This window comes from Alteromonas lipotrueae (genome assembly GCF_019249215.1).
GTDB classification, from domain to species: Bacteria; Pseudomonadota; Gammaproteobacteria; order Enterobacterales; family Alteromonadaceae; genus Alteromonas; species Alteromonas lipotrueae.
Map to the genome: position 1 here is coordinate 277,698 of NZ_JAESDI010000001.1, position 16,533 is coordinate 294,230.

Consider the following 16,533-nt stretch of genomic DNA (forward strand, 5'->3'; position numbering starts at 1 on the left):
CTCCAACTACACCGGCATGTTCATAATGGTTTTATACGCTTCAAGCACTTTATTTCGTACTTGAACTGTGGCCTCAAAGGCTATGCCTGCTTTCTCTTTTGTAAGCATAACTTCAGCGAGGCTCAATGACTGGTCACCCATTTCAAACCGCTGTTGTGCATCTTTAGATTCTAATTGCATGCCATTAACCCCATCTACCGCTTGTTTAAGCATGGTAGAAAAATCACTCGCTGAGGGGTTAATCTCATTTGAGGGTTGAAGTTCGTTTGAAGGCATACGAGTTTGCCCAATCATGCTCTGCATTTCTTGGTATAAACTATTGGCTTTAACATCCATAACCACTCCTTAGAATATTGATGGGGAATTGTCGTTTAATGACAATGCGCTCTGATGACTAACACTTAACTATAAGACAACTACTTATAACTATAAGACTACTAGCAAGTGGCAAGCCAACTTTAAAATTCATACAAAAGCCATTTTAAAGCAATGACTTACGCAATTTTTTAAGGAAGTAGCCAATTTTATGACAGAGAGGGGGAAATAGCGTCAAGAAAGTGAATAGGTGTAAAGTGGTGTAAATGCGCAATGTAAAATAGTTCGGAGCAGCGCAAAACGCTCCGCACGTTACCGTGACGCACAACCAAGTGCAAGGCAAGGCAAGGCAAGGCAAGGCAAGGCAAGATACACTACAGCAAAGTAGATATCCCGCTAAAAAATAAGGGCCTAAAATAAAGAATAAAAGCCCCCTCTTTGTTACCAAGCTAGTTTGATATGTTAAGCAGGTAATTCAATCCCATCTTCACGCATTCGGGCCAATTTATAACGTAAGGTTCGAGGGCTGATACCGAGTTTTTCTGCCACATCTTTACGCTTACCGTTACACAGGGTAAGTGTATCGAGGATGATTTGATGTTCTTGCTGGCGAAGCTCTGAGCCTAAACGACTATTATCTTCGGGCTCGTCCTGCTTTACTGCCATCTCGTCATGCACCGCCATATCAATCATTAAGTCACCAGACTCTATACTGCCGTCTTCACACAGTATGAGTGCCCTCTGAATAACATTTTCAAGCTCTCGCACGTTACCTGGCCAAGTGTATTGCGCCAATTTATTTCGTGCAGCGGCACTGAGGCGAACATTGCCTAAGCCTTGTACGCTAGTGTGACGATTAATCAGGTGTTCAGCTAGCGGTACAATATCACCTGGACGCTCAGCAAGTGGCCGCCATGTGATAGGAAAAACATTTAAGCGGTAATATAAATCTTCCCGGAAGTTTCCTAGCTCTACCGCTTTACGTAAATCGCGGTTACTGGTGGCAATCACCCGCACATCTAGTTTAATCGTTTTGCGCCCACCCAGTCGTTCTACTTCACGCTCTTGAATAACACGAAGTAGTTTCGCCTGAAGTGCTAAATCCATTTCGGTAATTTCATCTAATAGCAGTGTACCGCCTTGGGCTTGTTCAAATTTACCTGGGCACGCTTGAATCGCGCCGGTAAACGCGCCTTTTTCATAACCGAACAAGGTAGCTTCAAGCATATTTTCAGGAATAGCGGCGCAGTTAATTGCCACAAAAGGCGCATCGGCGCGAGTAGACTGATCGTGTATATAGCGAGAAAGTACTTCCTTACCAGAACCACTTGGACCCAGTACCATCACGGTCGCTTCTGACTTCGCCACTTTTCTTGATAATTCGAGTAGTTTTAAACTAGAAGGGTCAGCCACAATAGGCGTGCAAGATTCTACTTTTTGAGCAGGTGCATAGCGCCCAACAAGATTAAGTAGCACTTCAGGTGCGAATGGCTTAGACAGATAATCAGTTGCCCCATCTCGCATGGCCTGCACGGCATCATCGATGGTGGCATACGCTGTCATTAACAATACAGGCAGTTGAGGGTATTTCGCCTTAATACTTTTCAATAAAGTAAGGCCGCTCATTTCACCCATTTGGATGTCACTCACCACAAGGTCTATCTTTCGACCCGCTAAGACCATTAACGCAGCCTCGGCACAGTCGGCATCTACAACATCGTAATCGCCTAGTAATAGGGTGTCGTACAACGCTTCGCGTAATCCAGCATCGTCTTCCACGATAAGAATAGTTGTTTTAGACATTTCTAATTCTCCTAGCAATTAAGCGACATTTGAGTGAGGCTTATTGTGTTGCCCGATAGCCTGAGTGTTACAAGGCAATGCAAGCGTGAAGCAAGCACCTCCTTCATTAAGATTTACCATGCTAAGCGAACCGTTATGTGCTTTAGCTACCGATTTCACCACGGCTAACCCCAGCCCTGTGCCATGGGTTTTGGTGGTAAAGAACGGCTCGAATATTTTATTGATTAGGGTATTGGGTACACCTGGTCCCTTATCGTTAACGCAAAGTAGCACCCTATTTTCATGTACTACTGCATTAATCGAAACCGTGTAGCCCTTGGGCGTAACTTGACTCGCATTTTGAATAAGGTTCAGCACAGCACCTTGCAGCGCGGTGAGATTCCCAGTGATAAGTGCATCCGTTGAATCGAAGCCATTAAAAGCAATTTGCTGTGCTTGCTGCGCAGTGATGGTTTGCGCATTAGGCTCAATTGCTTCTCGCAAGCTGGCAAGCGATAAGGTATTCACAACTTGTTGTTCACCAGACTTGGCGAACAACAGCATGTCATTAACTTGGCTTTCTAACTCTTTAAGTCTGTCTGTCATCTTTCGAGCAAATTGCTCAGATGCATGCTGGGGTAAATCTTTTCGCGTTAAATTGGAGGCATAAAGCATCGCTGCGGATAAAGGCGTTCGAATCTGATGCGCAAGGGATGCCACCATTTTGCCTAATGAAGATAAACGCTGCATATGGCTGACACTGGCTTGAAGCCGACGTGTTTCCGTCAAATCTGTAATAACAATCAGCTGCCCTGGTTCGTCTTCAAGTGGCGTTATAGAAAGTTTAACGCGACGACCATCTACCAATGACACTTCATGACCATCGTCTGCACGAGGATTAAATGAGCGAGCAATGATGCTACGCCATATTTGTTCTTCTAGCGGCTCACCCAGCAATGCCTTAGCTAAGTCATTGGCTTGACGTACAACCCCTTTGCCGTCAATAACGATGACGCCTGCCGGCATGACTTGAAGCAAGTTTTCCAAACGACTGGCTTGGCGACGAAGTGAGCTCACTTCTGCTTCACTCACATACGACGGTGTTGTAGCCTCAAGCGCATGCTCGACACTAGGCACATCATAAGATGAAGTGAATTGTTCAGAAGACGAAGTACTGCTGTCGTGTGTGCTATCAAAAATCATATGGCTCTCGTCAATTTAAAGACGGTTTGTGTATATGATTTTACTTTGCAGAAGACATGCCAGTTTTTATACTATATTTATCATATGGTTACGATAAATTAAGGAAGAAGTTTAACGTCAGGTAATTGACGTTAAACTTCTTCCATACGCTGAATATCGTACTTACGCATTTTCTCAACAAGGGTGGTTCTGCGCATTCCGAGCTTATCCGCAGCGCGAGCAACGACCCATTCTTGCTGCTCTAAGGCTTGGCGAATGAGGGTAATTTCAAGTTCAGACAAGTATTCTTTTAGATTAACCCCTTCCTCAGGCAGCGAAGAAGAAAGAGGTAAACTGTTCTCTTCCTCAGGTTCATCAAAGTGATCTTGCGAAGCTGATTCTGCAAAAAGCGCATTAAACGCGTCTCGCTCTAGCAATTCTTCGGGGTAATCTGGTTCGTACGCTTGAATTTCACCGTACTGGTATTTCTCTGGAAGGTCGGCCACATCAACGATTTGACCGGGATAAAGTATACTCAGGCGCTCAACTAGATTCGATAGCTCACGAACATTACCCGCCCAATTATGCTCCATTAACGATTCTATTGCGCGTTCAGTGAACCTCACACTATCTACACCATCCCCTTGAATACGGCTGTTGAGTTCTTGCAGCAGTAACGGGATGTCGTCTTTTCGTTGACGTAATGCAGGGCTATCGATAGGGAACACGTTTAAGCGGTAGTAGAGATCTTCACGAAACTTATCTTCTTTGATCATAGTTTCTAGATGACGATGGGTAGCCGCAATAATACGAACATTGCATTGTTGAGGCTTGCTACCACCTACTCGCTCGTAAATACGCTCTTGCAGTACCCGAAGCAGTTTGACTTGCATCTGCAACGGCATGTCGCCAATTTCATCTAGAAATAATGTTCCACCCTCAGCTAATTCAAAGCGGCCTTTTCGAGCACTAATCGCACCGGTAAAGGCGCCTTTTTCGTGACCAAACAATTCACTTTCAAGAAGCTCGCCGGGTATAGCACCGCAGTTAACGGGAATAAAAGGGCCATCTTTACGTTCTGACAAGAAGTGTACATTACGTGCCACCACTTCTTTTCCCGTACCAGACTCCCCCAAAATTAGCACCGTTGCCTCTGTAGGAGCCACTTGCTCTACCAAACGACGCACAACCTGAATTTCATCACTCTTGCCCACCAAACTTCTAAACAGGCGGGTTTTAGAGCCACCAGCGCGGGTTTTACCCGGCTTTCTGCGGCTATATTCTTGGCATCGGTGAATTGATTGCGTAAGTACTGGGTAAGTAAGCGGTAAGGTGATCACGCTGACTAAATTGCACGAAGCGGCCACCTCACCATTTGAATGTAAAATGGCGACGAATGGTATGTGTGGAAAACGAGCAACCAGTGAATTCACCACTGACGACGACGCGTACTCAATAAGTACGGCATCTGCACCCTTTTCTTTCAGGTAACTTTCACAGTCAGAAAGCCCTCGTGACTGACACGACTCTCCCAAAAAGGTGACTATGGTTTCTAAGCTATGAATTAGTTCCTGGCTATCACTAACCAGCAAAATATCCTTCATCAAATCCCCGAGAACGCTTTGTTATTATTTACAGTTTAGCGCATTTGTAAATTGTAACGACAAAAGATCGCAGCGCAACTGGTGTTTTCGGAAATGTAGCAATAAAAAAAGCAGGTTTCCCTGCTTCTTTCGAATAACTCACTCAAATTTAATGTTTAACTGAGCAGTGCCAAAACCTGCCCTTGCTGCTGATTCGCTTGGGCTTGAACCGTTAAAGCCGCTTGCCCTTGGACATTATTTGCCGCTTGTTGAGAGCTTGCTTGAGCGTAATCTAAATCTTGAATTCGACTACGTGCTTCTGCCGTGTTCACATTGGATTGGGTTAAATTTCGAGCAGTACTAGCCAAACTATTTTGCGTAGCACCTAAATCGCCACGTGCGCCACCTAAAATTTCAATCGCTTCGTCGGTAGCATTTAACGCATCATCAATACTGCTACCAGAAGTTAAATCGATAGAAAGTACGTCAGATAGTTGGCTACCAATATCTTGGGTTTTAACATCAACTGAGTTGCCACCATTCGCCCCAACTTGAAAACTCAACGCGCCATTGTCAGACAACAAAGGTTTACCAGCAAAATTGGTTTGCTCAATGGTAAAGCTGATATTCTCTTGAAGCTGTGATATTTCAGATTGCAGCGCTTGACGGTCGCCGTCGCTTAACACACCGTTACCAGACTGAATAGTAAGCTCGCGTATACGATTTACATCATCGTTAATGTTGCTTAAACCGCCTTCAGCGACTTGAGCTAACGAAATGCCATCATAAACGTTGTTCACAGCCTGACGATTGCCTTCAACCTCAGACGTTAAACGGTCAATAATCTGCTGGGCCGCTGCGCCGTCTGAAGCATTATTGACCTTTTTGCCAGACGCTAACTTTTCAAACAGATCAGTCTGTTTATCTTGAATTTGATTGAATAAGGATGATGTGCTGCTGTTATTTACCTGCATAATTGCCACCATTTTAAACTTTTCCATGATGTATTATAGCATGATACTGCTCAACATCTAACCAGTTAAGCGTATAAACCGACATACCTTGATATCACTTTCTATAAACCTGCCTTTTACCTAGGATTTATTGATAAAATATTTGCCAATGAATCACGAGAAGTGCAGGAAATAAAGGCGTTCGTAATGAAAAGTAGGACACCACCACGCCGCTATAATTATTATTCTGTTCACAGATAGTTGTATAGTTAATAATGAAGGATTTTTGGCGGTTTTTATCAGTCGTCGAGCGTGTTCTGAAAAGACCTTCTAAGTCACACTATAAATATACGAAAGGTAAAATACTGATGGCACGCACTGCCCTATTTTTAGTTCAAACTCCGCTACATGTTATTAATGCGCTAGAAGCAATAACAGAGTTTAATATTGAACAAAGTACCTTTTTTATCGTGGCAAGCGATCACAACCCTAAGTGGCGGTTAATGATAAAACAACTTTTGCCTCCCCATGCAAAAACTATATTTTGTACTCGTAATGATCACGATATTGAAGAAGGTACTAAGGCATATGCTCAACATTTAGATACGTTGAAAGCAGAGTCTTTAGACTTTGTCTTTTTTGCTGATGCACGCCTCTACATTTTTGTGGATATCGTCAACTCTCTTCAAAATCCCTCGACCATCCTCATGGATGATGGCACTGGAACATTATTAGCAATTCACAGTTTAACGAGGTATGGCCTCTATTATGACATGTCAGTTAGCCGCAACATTGAAAGGCAACGCACTATTGAAGCTGTTAAAATAAAATATGGTCTATGGAACTTAAAGCCCGTTAGATATGACCTCTTTACCGTGTTTGATTATGAAGCTTGTGATTATTTTAACGTCGTGAACAACCCGATGAAGCAACTGTGTTTTACCCATGATGACCAGAAATCTGATTCCGTTCTTTTTTTGGGTCAACCGTTTGTAAAAATAAATCACATGACCGCTAGCGATTACGAAATATGTTTAAATGAGATTTGTGACCAGTTCAAAGGTAAGCGAATGCTCTACCTGCCACACCCGAGAGAAGATCATACTTTGATCGAATCACTTGCAGCAACGGGAAAAATTACGATTATACACACTGAACTAACAGCCGAGAATTTCCTTATAAGTCAAACCCACGCGCCTAAAACAGTGTGTGGTTTTTTATCTACGTCGCTTTGGAATATTGTTAAATTTCAGAAAGGGATAGACGTTCATGCTTTCAAAATACCAGCACATAGATTTAACGAAAAACTGGCAAAAAATCGTTCGAGAAGCAGTCATGTAACAGATTTAGAATTTATTAATCTTATTTACGACTATTACGAAAAACGCTTGCCAGTACATTTATTGAAATAAAGCTGCAAAACAACAGAAATTATGCGCGTTTATAAAGCCTGGTCATCATAGATCCCCAATAAGCGTGTCGCTTTTGTGAATCTCGTTTGTGCACGGAAGATAACCAGTTTTCATTGTCCTGATCTGAACGGTAGACAGAGTCTCGATAGAGATCCACATGATCAGCAAGTACAAAATTTAGCTCAGCAAACAATTCATCAACCAATGCCGCTGAAAAATGTTGAAAATGGCTAGGATAATGATGTTGAACCCATTCATCCCGATACAAATTGGCGACCGTAGAGCTCGAATCTGGTGTTGCAGTGATAAAGAAATATCCCTCTTCTGACACTAAATCCGTAAGCTGTTTTAATAACGCCCTAAAGTCCACCAAGTGCTCTAACACTCCTCGCAGAACGACAAGGTTCATCGTCCCCTTTCCTACTTTATCAACACTCAAGTGATATCCTTTCTGTGTCAATGTCTCTACCGCGCCAATGGATAAGTCATCTCCAAAGGCCCGTACGTTTTTAATTCCACCGTGTTCAACCAAGGCATCTAGGAAGTAGCCACCAGAGGCACCATAGTCAAATACAGGCCCTTCTAATGGATCGGTAATTTGGCTTTTAATCCAATCCACTTCTTGTATGTAAGATACTGCGCGCGCCTTATTTTTTACTTCCGAAGCCTGATGATTTTTTTCATGGTAATGCGCGTAATGGTTACTAATTTCAGTTGGCGTTGGTACAGGTACCGTGCAAATATACAGGCAGTCATTACACCGATAATAATTACCCGTCCAAATTTTCAAATCACTACCCTGACAGAAGCGGCATATTTTCATAATTAATTACTCATCAGTCTATTGGTTAACGAGAACCAAAACGATTTATCTACGTGTGTGTTAAGCGATTTACCCGCCAACGACATACGCTGACGCAATTGAGGGTCATCGGCAATTTTCTCAATAGCATTTATCAGCGATGGAATAGTATTTTCTGTTGATGGCAGTGCACACCCATATGAATACAAAAAGCGATATGCCTCACTAAAGTTTGTTCGCCGACGAATCACGGTCGGCATTCCCATTAACGCTAATTCAACAGCACTAAGACCACCTTGACATATAACTGCGTTGCACGCCTTTAGGTCACTATAGGAGAAAGCTTGCGATTCTTTATCTTTCAGCTTACGGTGTAAAAACTCGTTAAGCGATAGCGATTTATTTTTCTGAGGTGGATAAACAAGTGGCTCATATCCTTGCTCAGCTAACGCATCAACGATAGAAGGCGCCACTCCATCTGCATCACCTCCCCCCATACAAACACCTATCAGTCGTGTATTACGGGCTTTGATAGGCTTCGAAGCACTTTCCATCCATTTCGACGAAGGGATGTTGCATAGCACAGCAGACAAATCCGTGAGAAAGTGAGCTGGTGCAGTCATCCCATTTAAGCTAGGTGCAACAACGTAATCGACATCTTCATTAACATCTGAAATATAAGACAGCGATATCTTCTTCGGCGCCCTTACGTAGCATTCAGTTTCTTTCTTTAGAGATAATCCATCGAGAAAAACGATATCGGCATCAACAATATTGCGCAGAGCGTACTCATCTTCGAGCAAGGGATCACCCCACGGCTCTCGATTAACGACTTTTAACGTTACAGCCATTTTAGGCGAAAGTATTTCTCTCAAAAGTTGAGCGCGAGCAACATGGCCCCACCCCACATTTTTTCCTATTTCGGCAACGATGAGTACGCTTGCAACAATGTTCATTTAATATCTGTTTTGTCTATAGGCTTACCTGCAGTGGCATCAGTAAGCAGAGTCTGACCAACAACCACATCTAATGACTCCAGAGGAAAGTCCCTTTCTGGACGCAAATAAGCTATATCCTCTTTGGTAATAACGTGACCTTTAGGCAGTGCGTGCCTGAAGTAAAGTCCTCTGCGCGCTCTTTTTGCGGTATAAAGTTCCGCTTCAGTTGGCTCTGAGCGTACACTTTGCATCGCACTTTGGGTATCTTTTACCATTTTACAAAACACAGCGAGCGCTTCCCCGTCTAGGGAGTGCTTTACATCAAGACCGCCATTTGCGGGTGATAATGAAAAATGCTTTTCTATCCATTCCACCCCTAAAGAAGCCGCTAAAACTGCGGCGGCGTAACCGTCAGAGTGGTCAGAGAAACCAATAGGAATACCGTATCGATTTTGTAACCAAGGAATAGTGCCCAACATGGCGTTAGACAAATCATGGGGGTATTCCGCCACACAGTGCATGAGAACGATATTGGAAGTATGACTCAATAACCGTTCGACCGATTGATCTATTTGCTCAATGGTTGACATACCGGTGGAGAGAATTACTGGAAAGCCACTGGATCCAGCAGCATCAAGAAGATCATTGTAATTGTTATCACCGCTCGCAATCTTTATGAATGGAGGTTCTGTTTCGATAAGCTCTTCAAGCGATAACAAATCGAAAGGGGTTGATGTAACACAGCGATATCCCCTTTTAGTGGATGCACGCTCTACAATACTTTTATATTGTTCATGAGGAATTCGAGAGTGGTGCCTTAACCAACGAACATCATCAATATCGTAGGTGCCATATTCGTAATCACCTGGGGCATATAGGGTTTCATCGCGTATTAGTTGAAATTTTACGTAATCAGCACCAGCATTTAACGCAACCTCTGTATTGGTCCACAGCAAAGGAACTGAACCAAAGTGATTCATGGCCGCTTCAGCAATTATTTTCATTTTACCGGCCTCAATTTAGTCAAGAAACGATTGATTCCTTCGACTTGAATATCATGAAGGGTATCCCAACAAGGGGGGATCGCGACAGATTCTGGCATATTCTCAACATGATTTTTTAAATCTTCGAAGATTGTTTCTCGGCGCTCAATAATATTTAAGTCGCACGCTTCCATTCCCAGTGTGTTAATCAGGCTTTCCGAACGTTCATCATAAGAAAGGTTTAGAGTAGGTCTTCTAAGCGACCAAAGCGGTAGACTTGTATGTACACGAAATGAGATAGCGGCTTCAACGCTATTTAAAATATTGAAGTATTCATACACGTCGCTTGTGTATAGGATATCTCGTCCAAACGACATAGCATATTCAATATCTCTTTGATCGTTGCACAGTACGCGCGCCGGTTTATTGGTTCGTGATTCAAGTAAATCAAGACACCGCTCTGACAGATGGTGCATCTTCATTTTTTGAGATAGGGGAATATTCATCTGATCGGGATTACGTACCGCAAGCAACGGGAAACGCGCTTCTTGCTGACCATCTTTTGAAAATTCTCTGTTAGCTAAATCAGAAATGTAGACTGAAGGACACCCACCGACAAGATGATCGGGATGGCGCATGAGCGATTCGATATGATTATACGTTGCTGCATCTCTTGAGAGAACGACATCAGCATGCTCCAACAGCGTCACCAAGTCGCCGTCATTGATTGCATCTGTTCGCCTTACATACGATAAATCTGAACCGTAAATATTTCCGTAAGACGTTGAGTAAACCATCATAGGCTTTCTCAGCGCTCTTAATGCCCCTTTATCAAATTCTATTTCGCCATTTTCAAAGAGGTTGCCGCCACCGATAATGACGCCTGATGCCGTTTGATTTATATCGTATATTGTTTTTTTGGTTAGGCCTGACTTTGCACCAAACCCCGCAGCAGGTATGGTAATGAAATTCACCGCGCCGTTACATTGTCGCTCCACCATTCGTCGAACCGCCTGCTGAATCAGGAAGTTACCTATATTAAAGCCATGTCCAAATGGACAAATGTGGTAAATATTATATCTCATAATTTAATTCGTTCTTTGTATGCCATAGTAATTCGCTCAATACTTCCAACCTCAGTACTATCAAATACTGGATGTAGCCAGAGCGAACCAAAAAAGTCGGCGTCTTCTTCATAGTCAATGGTTAAGCGTACGGTTGAGTCAAAATCTGGAATGCTTAAATCATTGGCCTCGATGTTACAAATATTGTCGTTATTTAGCCTCTTACAAATTGGCGTAATATGTTCTCTTTCTTCTTCTGTATGGCTGCTGTTAACTATTTCACGTAGCCATCGTGAACGATACATTTCTAAAGAGATCCCATAAGGGAATGTCCTCTTATTCAAGTTAGTGATCAATTGCGTGGCGTCATCCATATCGCTCAATTTTGAAACGATGTGCTTAATGAGAGGGAATAAAATGAGCGGACTATCTGCATTAAGCCGCCATAGCCACGCATCCACATTTGCACTCGCTAACTCACACAACCTAAGCATGGGCGACAAGGCGCCTCTATAAACTTGCACACCCTTGCCTTCTCCATATCGTGCAATACTATCATCCACAGAGCGAGTTGATGTGGCTATTACTGGCTCTGCTATTGCACTCTCTTCATAGGCCAGAGCGCGAACTTGCGTAATAATACAATCAATGACGGAATGACTGCCTAAAATTGGCGATAATACCTTTCCAGGAAGCCGGCTAGAGTCGGCTCTAGCAAATACGACTGGCAGTATTCTCATATTTTTGACGCCTTATTTTTCATAATCGACTTCAGCAAAAGTTATGCCAGCAACTTTAGGGCTTCGTAAAGTTCGTTTCTAAATGAAAGTGACTTTTGGAATACATCCCCCCTAAAACGCGTTCAATTGTTTTATTATATCGACAGCTTTTTAAAATTCTTTTGCTTTAAATGCGAGGACGAATTTTGGGCTTCGGATGAGGTGGCAGGTAAGGTAAACAGAATTTTATTTTGACACAAGCGACATATCTATTTTTTTGTCCGACTCCACTCTTAATCCTGCGTCTTTAAACTCACTAAATTCAACAACCTGTGTATTTGCATAATCCGTAAACGTGATATTTTTCTTCGGTACATTCCAGTCTGAACCATACAAAAAGGCTAAATATTCACTGGATTGCACTGGCGTTTGAACTTGGCAAGTGTTCCAGTTGACCAATGCCGTACCGTTAAAATGCTTTTCTGGCGCAAACCACATCCCCAAGCTAGGAAGGTGGATAGATTTACCATCTTTGACTTCTCGCGCACTAAACGTTGTTTTGAACTGAGCTAGATTATTAAGGGGGTCGTCAAACTCCAATACAATACCAATACCTCTATTCTTTTTATCTAGGGTTTTTGAGACTTTCCAGGTTAAGTTACTTACGTTATTTTCGACAAATGCCTCGATAACATTCAGTACACTCTGGAAATAATGTGTGGGCATTGAAAAGTCGATATCGTCATCCCACTCGATAATATCTTTGTCTCGAATGATACCCAGCAATGTTCCAAAATCGAGCACAAGAGGAACACTCTCATTTATGGCTATTGAAGATAGCTCGCTAATAATGTTGCGACCCAATTGTCGGCTTGCGGCATTATAAAATGGTGGAGTTTGTTTTTTTAAGTGACTTTTAGGTGGCACAACGATTTTTTGATGCGGGACATTGAGTTCATTGAGTAACTGCGCTTCAACTTCTACTGCCCACTGGGTGGTTATTACTATTTCATCGAATACTAAGTGTCCAATAGCGGCAGGGCTAATAACTGGCACGCCTTCGATAAGTAACCCTTCTTTCTGTTTATCGTTATCAACAATACCAATAAACTCTCGGGACGTTTCATTATTAGAGATATACGTTTTTGAGCTTTCGCCTGCCCCAAATAATAGCGTTTTTGTTTTCATGGCCGAAAATGCCTATTTTTCTCGTAGTTAAGACAAACTCTCTTTAATGATGGCTTTAACTAAATCTGGCGTGACTGCCGTTGTAAAATTACCCGCCCGGGAAGGATCGAGTTCGCGGTCAACAGCTTTAAGCATTTGCGGTAATTCTGCAAACTTCTTCATTTCGTCGTTGAGGCGTAATGCATCCAAGAGATTAATTATCCTATCGACCATGTCTTGGGATAACTTTAATCTGTTTGCCCCTACAACCTTTAACATTGCCGCCAAAGTAAAACTACAGGCTAAACCGTGGGGTACCTTAAATTCAATGGTCAAAGGATATGAGATTGCGTGGGCAAGTGCAGTTTTAGTTTCTGAAATCGCAAGACCTGATAAAAATGCCGCGAATTGCAGAGCCGCTCGGCCTTCAATGTTCTTAGGTTTTTTAAGCACGGGCCGCAAATGCTCACAAATTAGTGCTATGGCTTGCACTGCATAGCGCTCAGAAGTGTTCGACCGCCTTACATTCCATAATGATTCGATAGCATGGGACAAAGCATCTAATGCTGTCACCATGGTTTCATAAGGCGGTAATCCTACCGTTAAATTCGGATCTAAAACAACCTTATCGCTTTCAGCATGGTCAATAGAATATTTCTTTTTATCACCCGTATCCCATACTGTAGCAAATGGGGTGATTTCAGCCCCTGTTCCCGAGGTGGTGGGGATGGCGATTAACGCCACAGAATTTGACACTGCTTTTCGTGCAGCCATAAGTTGGTGTAGGCCGCCGCTTTGTGTTTGCAACATAACCCGAAGTACTTTAGAGGTGTCTAACACGCTACCACCGCCTAGCGCGATAATATGAGTGACTTTACTTGTTTTAAATCGCGCATAAAGTCCATCGATATAGGTTAACTCTGGATTAGGGGTTACATCATCAATCACGCGAAAACGTTCACATTTCAGTTTGGCTTTGAATGCATCCACAACACCACGCTTAACAAACCCCTGACTTGTAACAAGTAGAACCTCATGGTTGGCTTCTATCAGTTTACTCACACTAGATAAGTAATCATCTGATTGAATTAACCGCTCGTTTAAGGCTTTAGTTAGCATGGGCGGCATGAAACTCATATCATTCGCCATGACTGTGCTGCATAAATGCTAATTTATTCTCGATGGGGGTAGACGTAGGACGTCCCAAATCACTTCTTGCACCTTGTTTAATTTTAACTTCAAACAAAATTGGACCTTTACATTGAGGCATTGCAGCAATAATCTTTGACCACGCTTCAGTAAGTGAGTCACTATCATCACAACAATAATACGCGTCGTATTTGCATCCTAATGCAATGCTTTCTATGTCAATACCTCCAGCTACAGTAGGCTGCCCACCCACCGAGTCATGGCATTGATTATTGAGTACCACATGGATCAAGTTGTCAAGGTTACTTGCTCCAGCAATAGCTAGTGCCCCCATGTGCATTAGCATCGAACCGTCACCATCAAGCGCTATCACTTGACGGTTTGGTTTTACACGGGCTACTCCCATCGCAATGGATAAGGTATGTCCCATTCCACCAACGGTAAGGAAATCTGTATTATCTTGGTTATTTGTTTGTCTAATTTCAAACAATTCCCTTGATGTTTTCCCAGTGGTTGAGATGATTAACTCTGCACCAGACATGTTTCCCAGCAAAAGAGACAGGGCTTCCTCTCTGCTCATCTCACATCGGTTTTCAACTGACTTACTGCTAGCCGAGTCCGTAGCTGAAAAGGTGTCTTTTCTAACCAAAATGGCTACAGGACATGTATTGGTTTTCATGGTTTCTAGTAATGGTGGCAAAGCATCTTCTAGAATCGAACCCGAATCTATCGTGATATAAGGGATTCCTAGCACATCCAACTGCTGCTGCGTTATTTGACCTTGTTTTACATGCTGTGGTTCGTCTTTAACATTAGGCTCACCTCGCCATCCAATCACCATCAACATTGGAATCCCGTAAACCTCTGGATCAGCAAGTGACGTGAGTGGATTTATCGTGTTTCCCAATCCAGAGTTCTGCATATATACGACAGCGGGTTGCCCTGCCCCTAAGTAATGACCTGTCGCCATTCCAATAGCATTGCCCTCATTAGCGGTAATCACATGCGCGTTAGATTCAAACGTAGAATCGATATAAGCACACAAATTTTTCAGTAGCGAGTCTGGTACACCGTAATAGTTGCTCAAGCCATGTTGGGCGAGTAAGTGACAAAACAATTCAGGGGATACCATAGTGCTACTTACCGCCCGGTATCAATTCTAGAATTTGTTTAATAGGCATCATTTGGGCATCAACTTCTGAACTTCGCCCATGGCGTAAAATAGACTCTGCAGTGTTGCACATTGCTGGGTATGCGCTTCGCAGTAATTGATTAGCATAAATAACTACATTCACACCCCGCGCTTGAAGCTCATGTTCAAAGACGGTGTTATAACTAGAAGGCACCACTACCAACGTCTTTTTGTTTTCGAATTTTGCATAACGGTCACAAAATTCAAATATTTCATCTGGTGATTTTTCTCGGCTATGGATCATAATGCCATCAGCCCCAGCCTCTAAAAATGCTTTAGCTCGCTCGAGAGCATCATCTATACCTTTGCCTAATATTAAGCTTTCAATACGGGCAATAATCATAAAGTCATTGGTAGCTTGAGCACTTTTACCCGCTGATATTTTTTGGCTAAAAGCTTCAATTGTATCTTGAGTTTGCGCTACATCAGTGCCGAATAAAGAGTTCTTTTTAAGTCCGGTTTTATCTTCAATAATAACCGCAGACACACCCAGCCTTTCTAAGGTCTTCACCGTGAAAGTGAAATGCTCTGTTTTTCCGCCCGTATCGGCGTCATAAATAATCGGTTTTGTAGTAACTTCTAGCACTTCATTTAAGGTGCTCATACGAGAAGATACATCTACGGCTTCAATATCGGGTTTTCCCTTTGCTGTTGAATCTGTAAGGCTACTTCCCCACATCCCATCAAACTCTTTAACCCCAGTATCCGTTTCTATCTTTGTATTCTCGATTATCAACCCTGACAAGGCGTTGTGAATATCCAAAAAGCGAACCAGAGGCTTAGCAGCCATTAATCGTTTTAAGGATTTCAATCGAATGGCAGGCGTGGTCCCCACTTCTTTCATCGCTTGGTGTAATTGTGAAGAAGAAATACCTTGGGTATAAGGCACTTCTATGAGCTTCCCTCCCCATTGGGCCAAGCAATCGATAACCCGCTGTCGAGTTTTCTGCTGAACACCCGTTTTCCAATCATCACCATGCACGACATAATCAGGTTTCAATGTCTCTAGATTAGGAACATAGTCTAATGTAGTTTGAGGTATTACAGCATCCACACCTTTTATATTTTCAATTACAACTTTCCGTTGCTCAAACTCCATAAAAGGCACTCGCTTATAACTCGCGATTGCAGCGTCGGTTAAAAGCCCGACGGTGACGTCGCCTAATTTGGCGGCGCTCTTGAGAACATTAAGATGGCCAGGATGAACCAAATCGGCACTCATTCCTACATAAACACTCTTTGTCATAATAATTTTTCCATACCTCTATCGCAAAGTCTTCTGGTGACGAGTT

At 42.8% G+C, this 16,533-nt stretch carries 15 protein-coding genes; 1 reads left to right on the forward strand and 14 read right to left on the reverse strand.

Annotated features, from left to right (window positions below; genetic code table 11):
- Positions 1 to 6 precede the first annotated feature (6 nt).
- The 5 genes from fliE to JKP82_RS01240 all read right to left on the reverse strand — a co-directional run bounded on the left by fliE (position 7) and on the right by JKP82_RS01240 (position 5,836).
- A complete protein-coding gene (gene fliE, locus JKP82_RS01220) occupies positions 7 to 336 on the reverse strand; it encodes a flagellar hook-basal body complex protein FliE (RefSeq protein WP_159529367.1) in 330 nt (109 codons plus the stop codon).
- A 441-nt stretch (positions 337 to 777) separates the two neighbouring features.
- A complete protein-coding gene (locus JKP82_RS01225) occupies positions 778 to 2,118 on the reverse strand; it encodes a sigma-54-dependent transcriptional regulator (protein ID WP_013785108.1) in 1,341 nt (446 codons plus the stop codon).
- A gap of 18 nt (positions 2,119 to 2,136) precedes the next feature.
- Complete coding sequence (locus JKP82_RS01230; RefSeq protein WP_159529365.1) at positions 2,137 to 3,300, reverse strand: sensor histidine kinase; 1,164 nt, start codon at positions 3,298 to 3,300, stop codon at positions 2,137 to 2,139.
- Positions 3,301 to 3,431: 131 nt separating this feature from the next.
- On the reverse strand, positions 3,432 to 4,883 hold the full coding sequence (locus tag JKP82_RS01235) for a sigma-54 dependent transcriptional regulator (protein WP_159529363.1): 1,452 nt from the start codon (positions 4,881 to 4,883) through the stop codon (positions 3,432 to 3,434).
- Between the two features lie 155 nt (positions 4,884 to 5,038).
- Positions 5,039 to 5,836, reverse strand: a complete 798-nt coding sequence (locus tag JKP82_RS01240; protein WP_218395592.1) for a flagellin — start codon at positions 5,834 to 5,836, stop codon at positions 5,039 to 5,041.
- 347 nt (positions 5,837 to 6,183) lie between these two features.
- Here JKP82_RS01240 and JKP82_RS01245 point away from each other — a divergent pair, with 347 nt between their 5' ends.
- A complete protein-coding gene (locus JKP82_RS01245) occupies positions 6,184 to 7,227 on the forward strand; it encodes a glycosyltransferase family 52 (protein ID WP_159529361.1) in 1,044 nt (347 codons plus the stop codon).
- Positions 7,228 to 7,246: 19 nt separating this feature from the next.
- Here the strand turns inward: JKP82_RS01245 and JKP82_RS01250 are convergent, their stop codons facing one another.
- From JKP82_RS01250 to aepX, 9 genes are all read right to left on the reverse strand, one after another.
- Positions 7,247 to 8,017, reverse strand: coding sequence for a class I SAM-dependent methyltransferase (locus tag JKP82_RS01250; RefSeq protein ID WP_159529359.1), 771 nt, complete (start codon positions 8,015 to 8,017; stop codon positions 7,247 to 7,249).
- Positions 8,018 to 8,052: 35 nt separating this feature from the next.
- Positions 8,053 to 8,985 carry a glycosyltransferase family protein gene (locus JKP82_RS01255; RefSeq protein ID WP_159529357.1) on the reverse strand — a complete coding sequence of 311 codons (933 nt, stop codon included), beginning with the start codon at positions 8,983 to 8,985 and terminating at the stop codon, positions 8,053 to 8,055.
- Positions 8,982 to 9,971 (reverse strand): N-acetylneuraminate synthase family protein, encoded by a 990-nt coding sequence (locus JKP82_RS01260; RefSeq protein WP_159529355.1) that lies wholly within the window; start codon positions 9,969 to 9,971, stop codon positions 8,982 to 8,984. The genes JKP82_RS01255 and JKP82_RS01260 overlap by 4 nt, the downstream gene beginning before the upstream one ends.
- Positions 9,968 to 11,035, reverse strand: a complete 1,068-nt coding sequence (locus JKP82_RS01265) for a polysaccharide pyruvyl transferase family protein (RefSeq protein WP_159529353.1) — start codon at positions 11,033 to 11,035, stop codon at positions 9,968 to 9,970. The genes JKP82_RS01260 and JKP82_RS01265 overlap by 4 nt, the downstream gene beginning before the upstream one ends.
- Complete coding sequence (locus tag JKP82_RS01270; protein WP_218395514.1) at positions 11,032 to 11,754, reverse strand: cytidylyltransferase domain-containing protein; 723 nt, start codon at positions 11,752 to 11,754, stop codon at positions 11,032 to 11,034. The genes JKP82_RS01265 and JKP82_RS01270 overlap by 4 nt, the downstream gene beginning before the upstream one ends.
- Before the next feature lie 225 nt (positions 11,755 to 11,979).
- Complete coding sequence (locus JKP82_RS01275) at positions 11,980 to 12,921, reverse strand: nucleoside-diphosphate sugar epimerase/dehydratase (RefSeq protein ID WP_218395516.1); 942 nt, start codon at positions 12,919 to 12,921, stop codon at positions 11,980 to 11,982.
- A gap of 27 nt (positions 12,922 to 12,948) precedes the next feature.
- Positions 12,949 to 14,037 (reverse strand): phosphonoacetaldehyde reductase, encoded by a 1,089-nt coding sequence (locus JKP82_RS01280; protein WP_218395519.1) that lies wholly within the window; start codon positions 14,035 to 14,037, stop codon positions 12,949 to 12,951.
- A gap of 1 nt (position 14,038) precedes the next feature.
- Complete coding sequence (gene aepY / locus JKP82_RS01285; protein ID WP_159529345.1) at positions 14,039 to 15,181, reverse strand: phosphonopyruvate decarboxylase; 1,143 nt, start codon at positions 15,179 to 15,181, stop codon at positions 14,039 to 14,041.
- A gap of 4 nt (positions 15,182 to 15,185) precedes the next feature.
- The gene (gene aepX, locus JKP82_RS01290; protein ID WP_159529343.1) at positions 15,186 to 16,487 is read right to left on the reverse strand and encodes a phosphoenolpyruvate mutase; all 1,302 of its coding nucleotides are present in this window, start codon (positions 16,485 to 16,487) and stop codon (positions 15,186 to 15,188) included.
- Positions 16,488 to 16,533: the final 46 nt, after the last annotated feature.

Excerpts from the sequence above, each read along its gene's own strand:
- JKP82_RS01240 (WP_218395592.1), bottom strand. The coding sequence starts at position 5,836 with ATGCAGGTAAATAACAGCAGCACATCATCCTTATTCAATCAAATTCAA.
- JKP82_RS01235 (WP_159529363.1), bottom strand. The coding sequence starts at position 4,883 with ATGAAGGATATTTTGCTGGTTAGTGATAGCCAGGAACTAATTCATAGC.
- JKP82_RS01280 (WP_218395519.1), bottom strand. The coding sequence starts at position 14,037 with ATGAGTTTCATGCCGCCCATGCTAACTAAAGCCTTAAACGAGCGGTTA.
- aepY (WP_159529345.1), bottom strand. The coding sequence starts at position 15,181 with ATGGTATCCCCTGAATTGTTTTGTCACTTACTCGCCCAACATGGCTTG.
- JKP82_RS01275 (WP_218395516.1), bottom strand. The coding sequence starts at position 12,921 with ATGAAAACAAAAACGCTATTATTTGGGGCAGGCGAAAGCTCAAAAACG.
- JKP82_RS01230 (WP_159529365.1), bottom strand. The coding sequence starts at position 3,300 with ATGATTTTTGATAGCACACACGACAGCAGTACTTCGTCTTCTGAACAA.
- JKP82_RS01270 (WP_218395514.1), bottom strand. The coding sequence starts at position 11,754 with ATGAGAATACTGCCAGTCGTATTTGCTAGAGCCGACTCTAGCCGGCTT.
- fliE (WP_159529367.1), bottom strand. The coding sequence starts at position 336 with ATGGATGTTAAAGCCAATAGTTTATACCAAGAAATGCAGAGCATGATT.
- JKP82_RS01255 (WP_159529357.1), bottom strand. The coding sequence starts at position 8,985 with ATGAACATTGTTGCAAGCGTACTCATCGTTGCCGAAATAGGAAAAAAT.
- JKP82_RS01265 (WP_159529353.1), bottom strand. The coding sequence starts at position 11,035 with ATGAGATATAATATTTACCACATTTGTCCATTTGGACATGGCTTTAAT.
- JKP82_RS01225 (WP_013785108.1), bottom strand. The coding sequence starts at position 2,118 with ATGTCTAAAACAACTATTCTTATCGTGGAAGACGATGCTGGATTACGC.
- aepX (WP_159529343.1), bottom strand. The coding sequence starts at position 16,487 with ATGACAAAGAGTGTTTATGTAGGAATGAGTGCCGATTTGGTTCATCCT.
- JKP82_RS01260 (WP_159529355.1), bottom strand. The coding sequence starts at position 9,971 with ATGAAAATAATTGCTGAAGCGGCCATGAATCACTTTGGTTCAGTTCCT.
- JKP82_RS01245 (WP_159529361.1), top strand. The coding sequence starts at position 6,184 with ATGGCACGCACTGCCCTATTTTTAGTTCAAACTCCGCTACATGTTATT.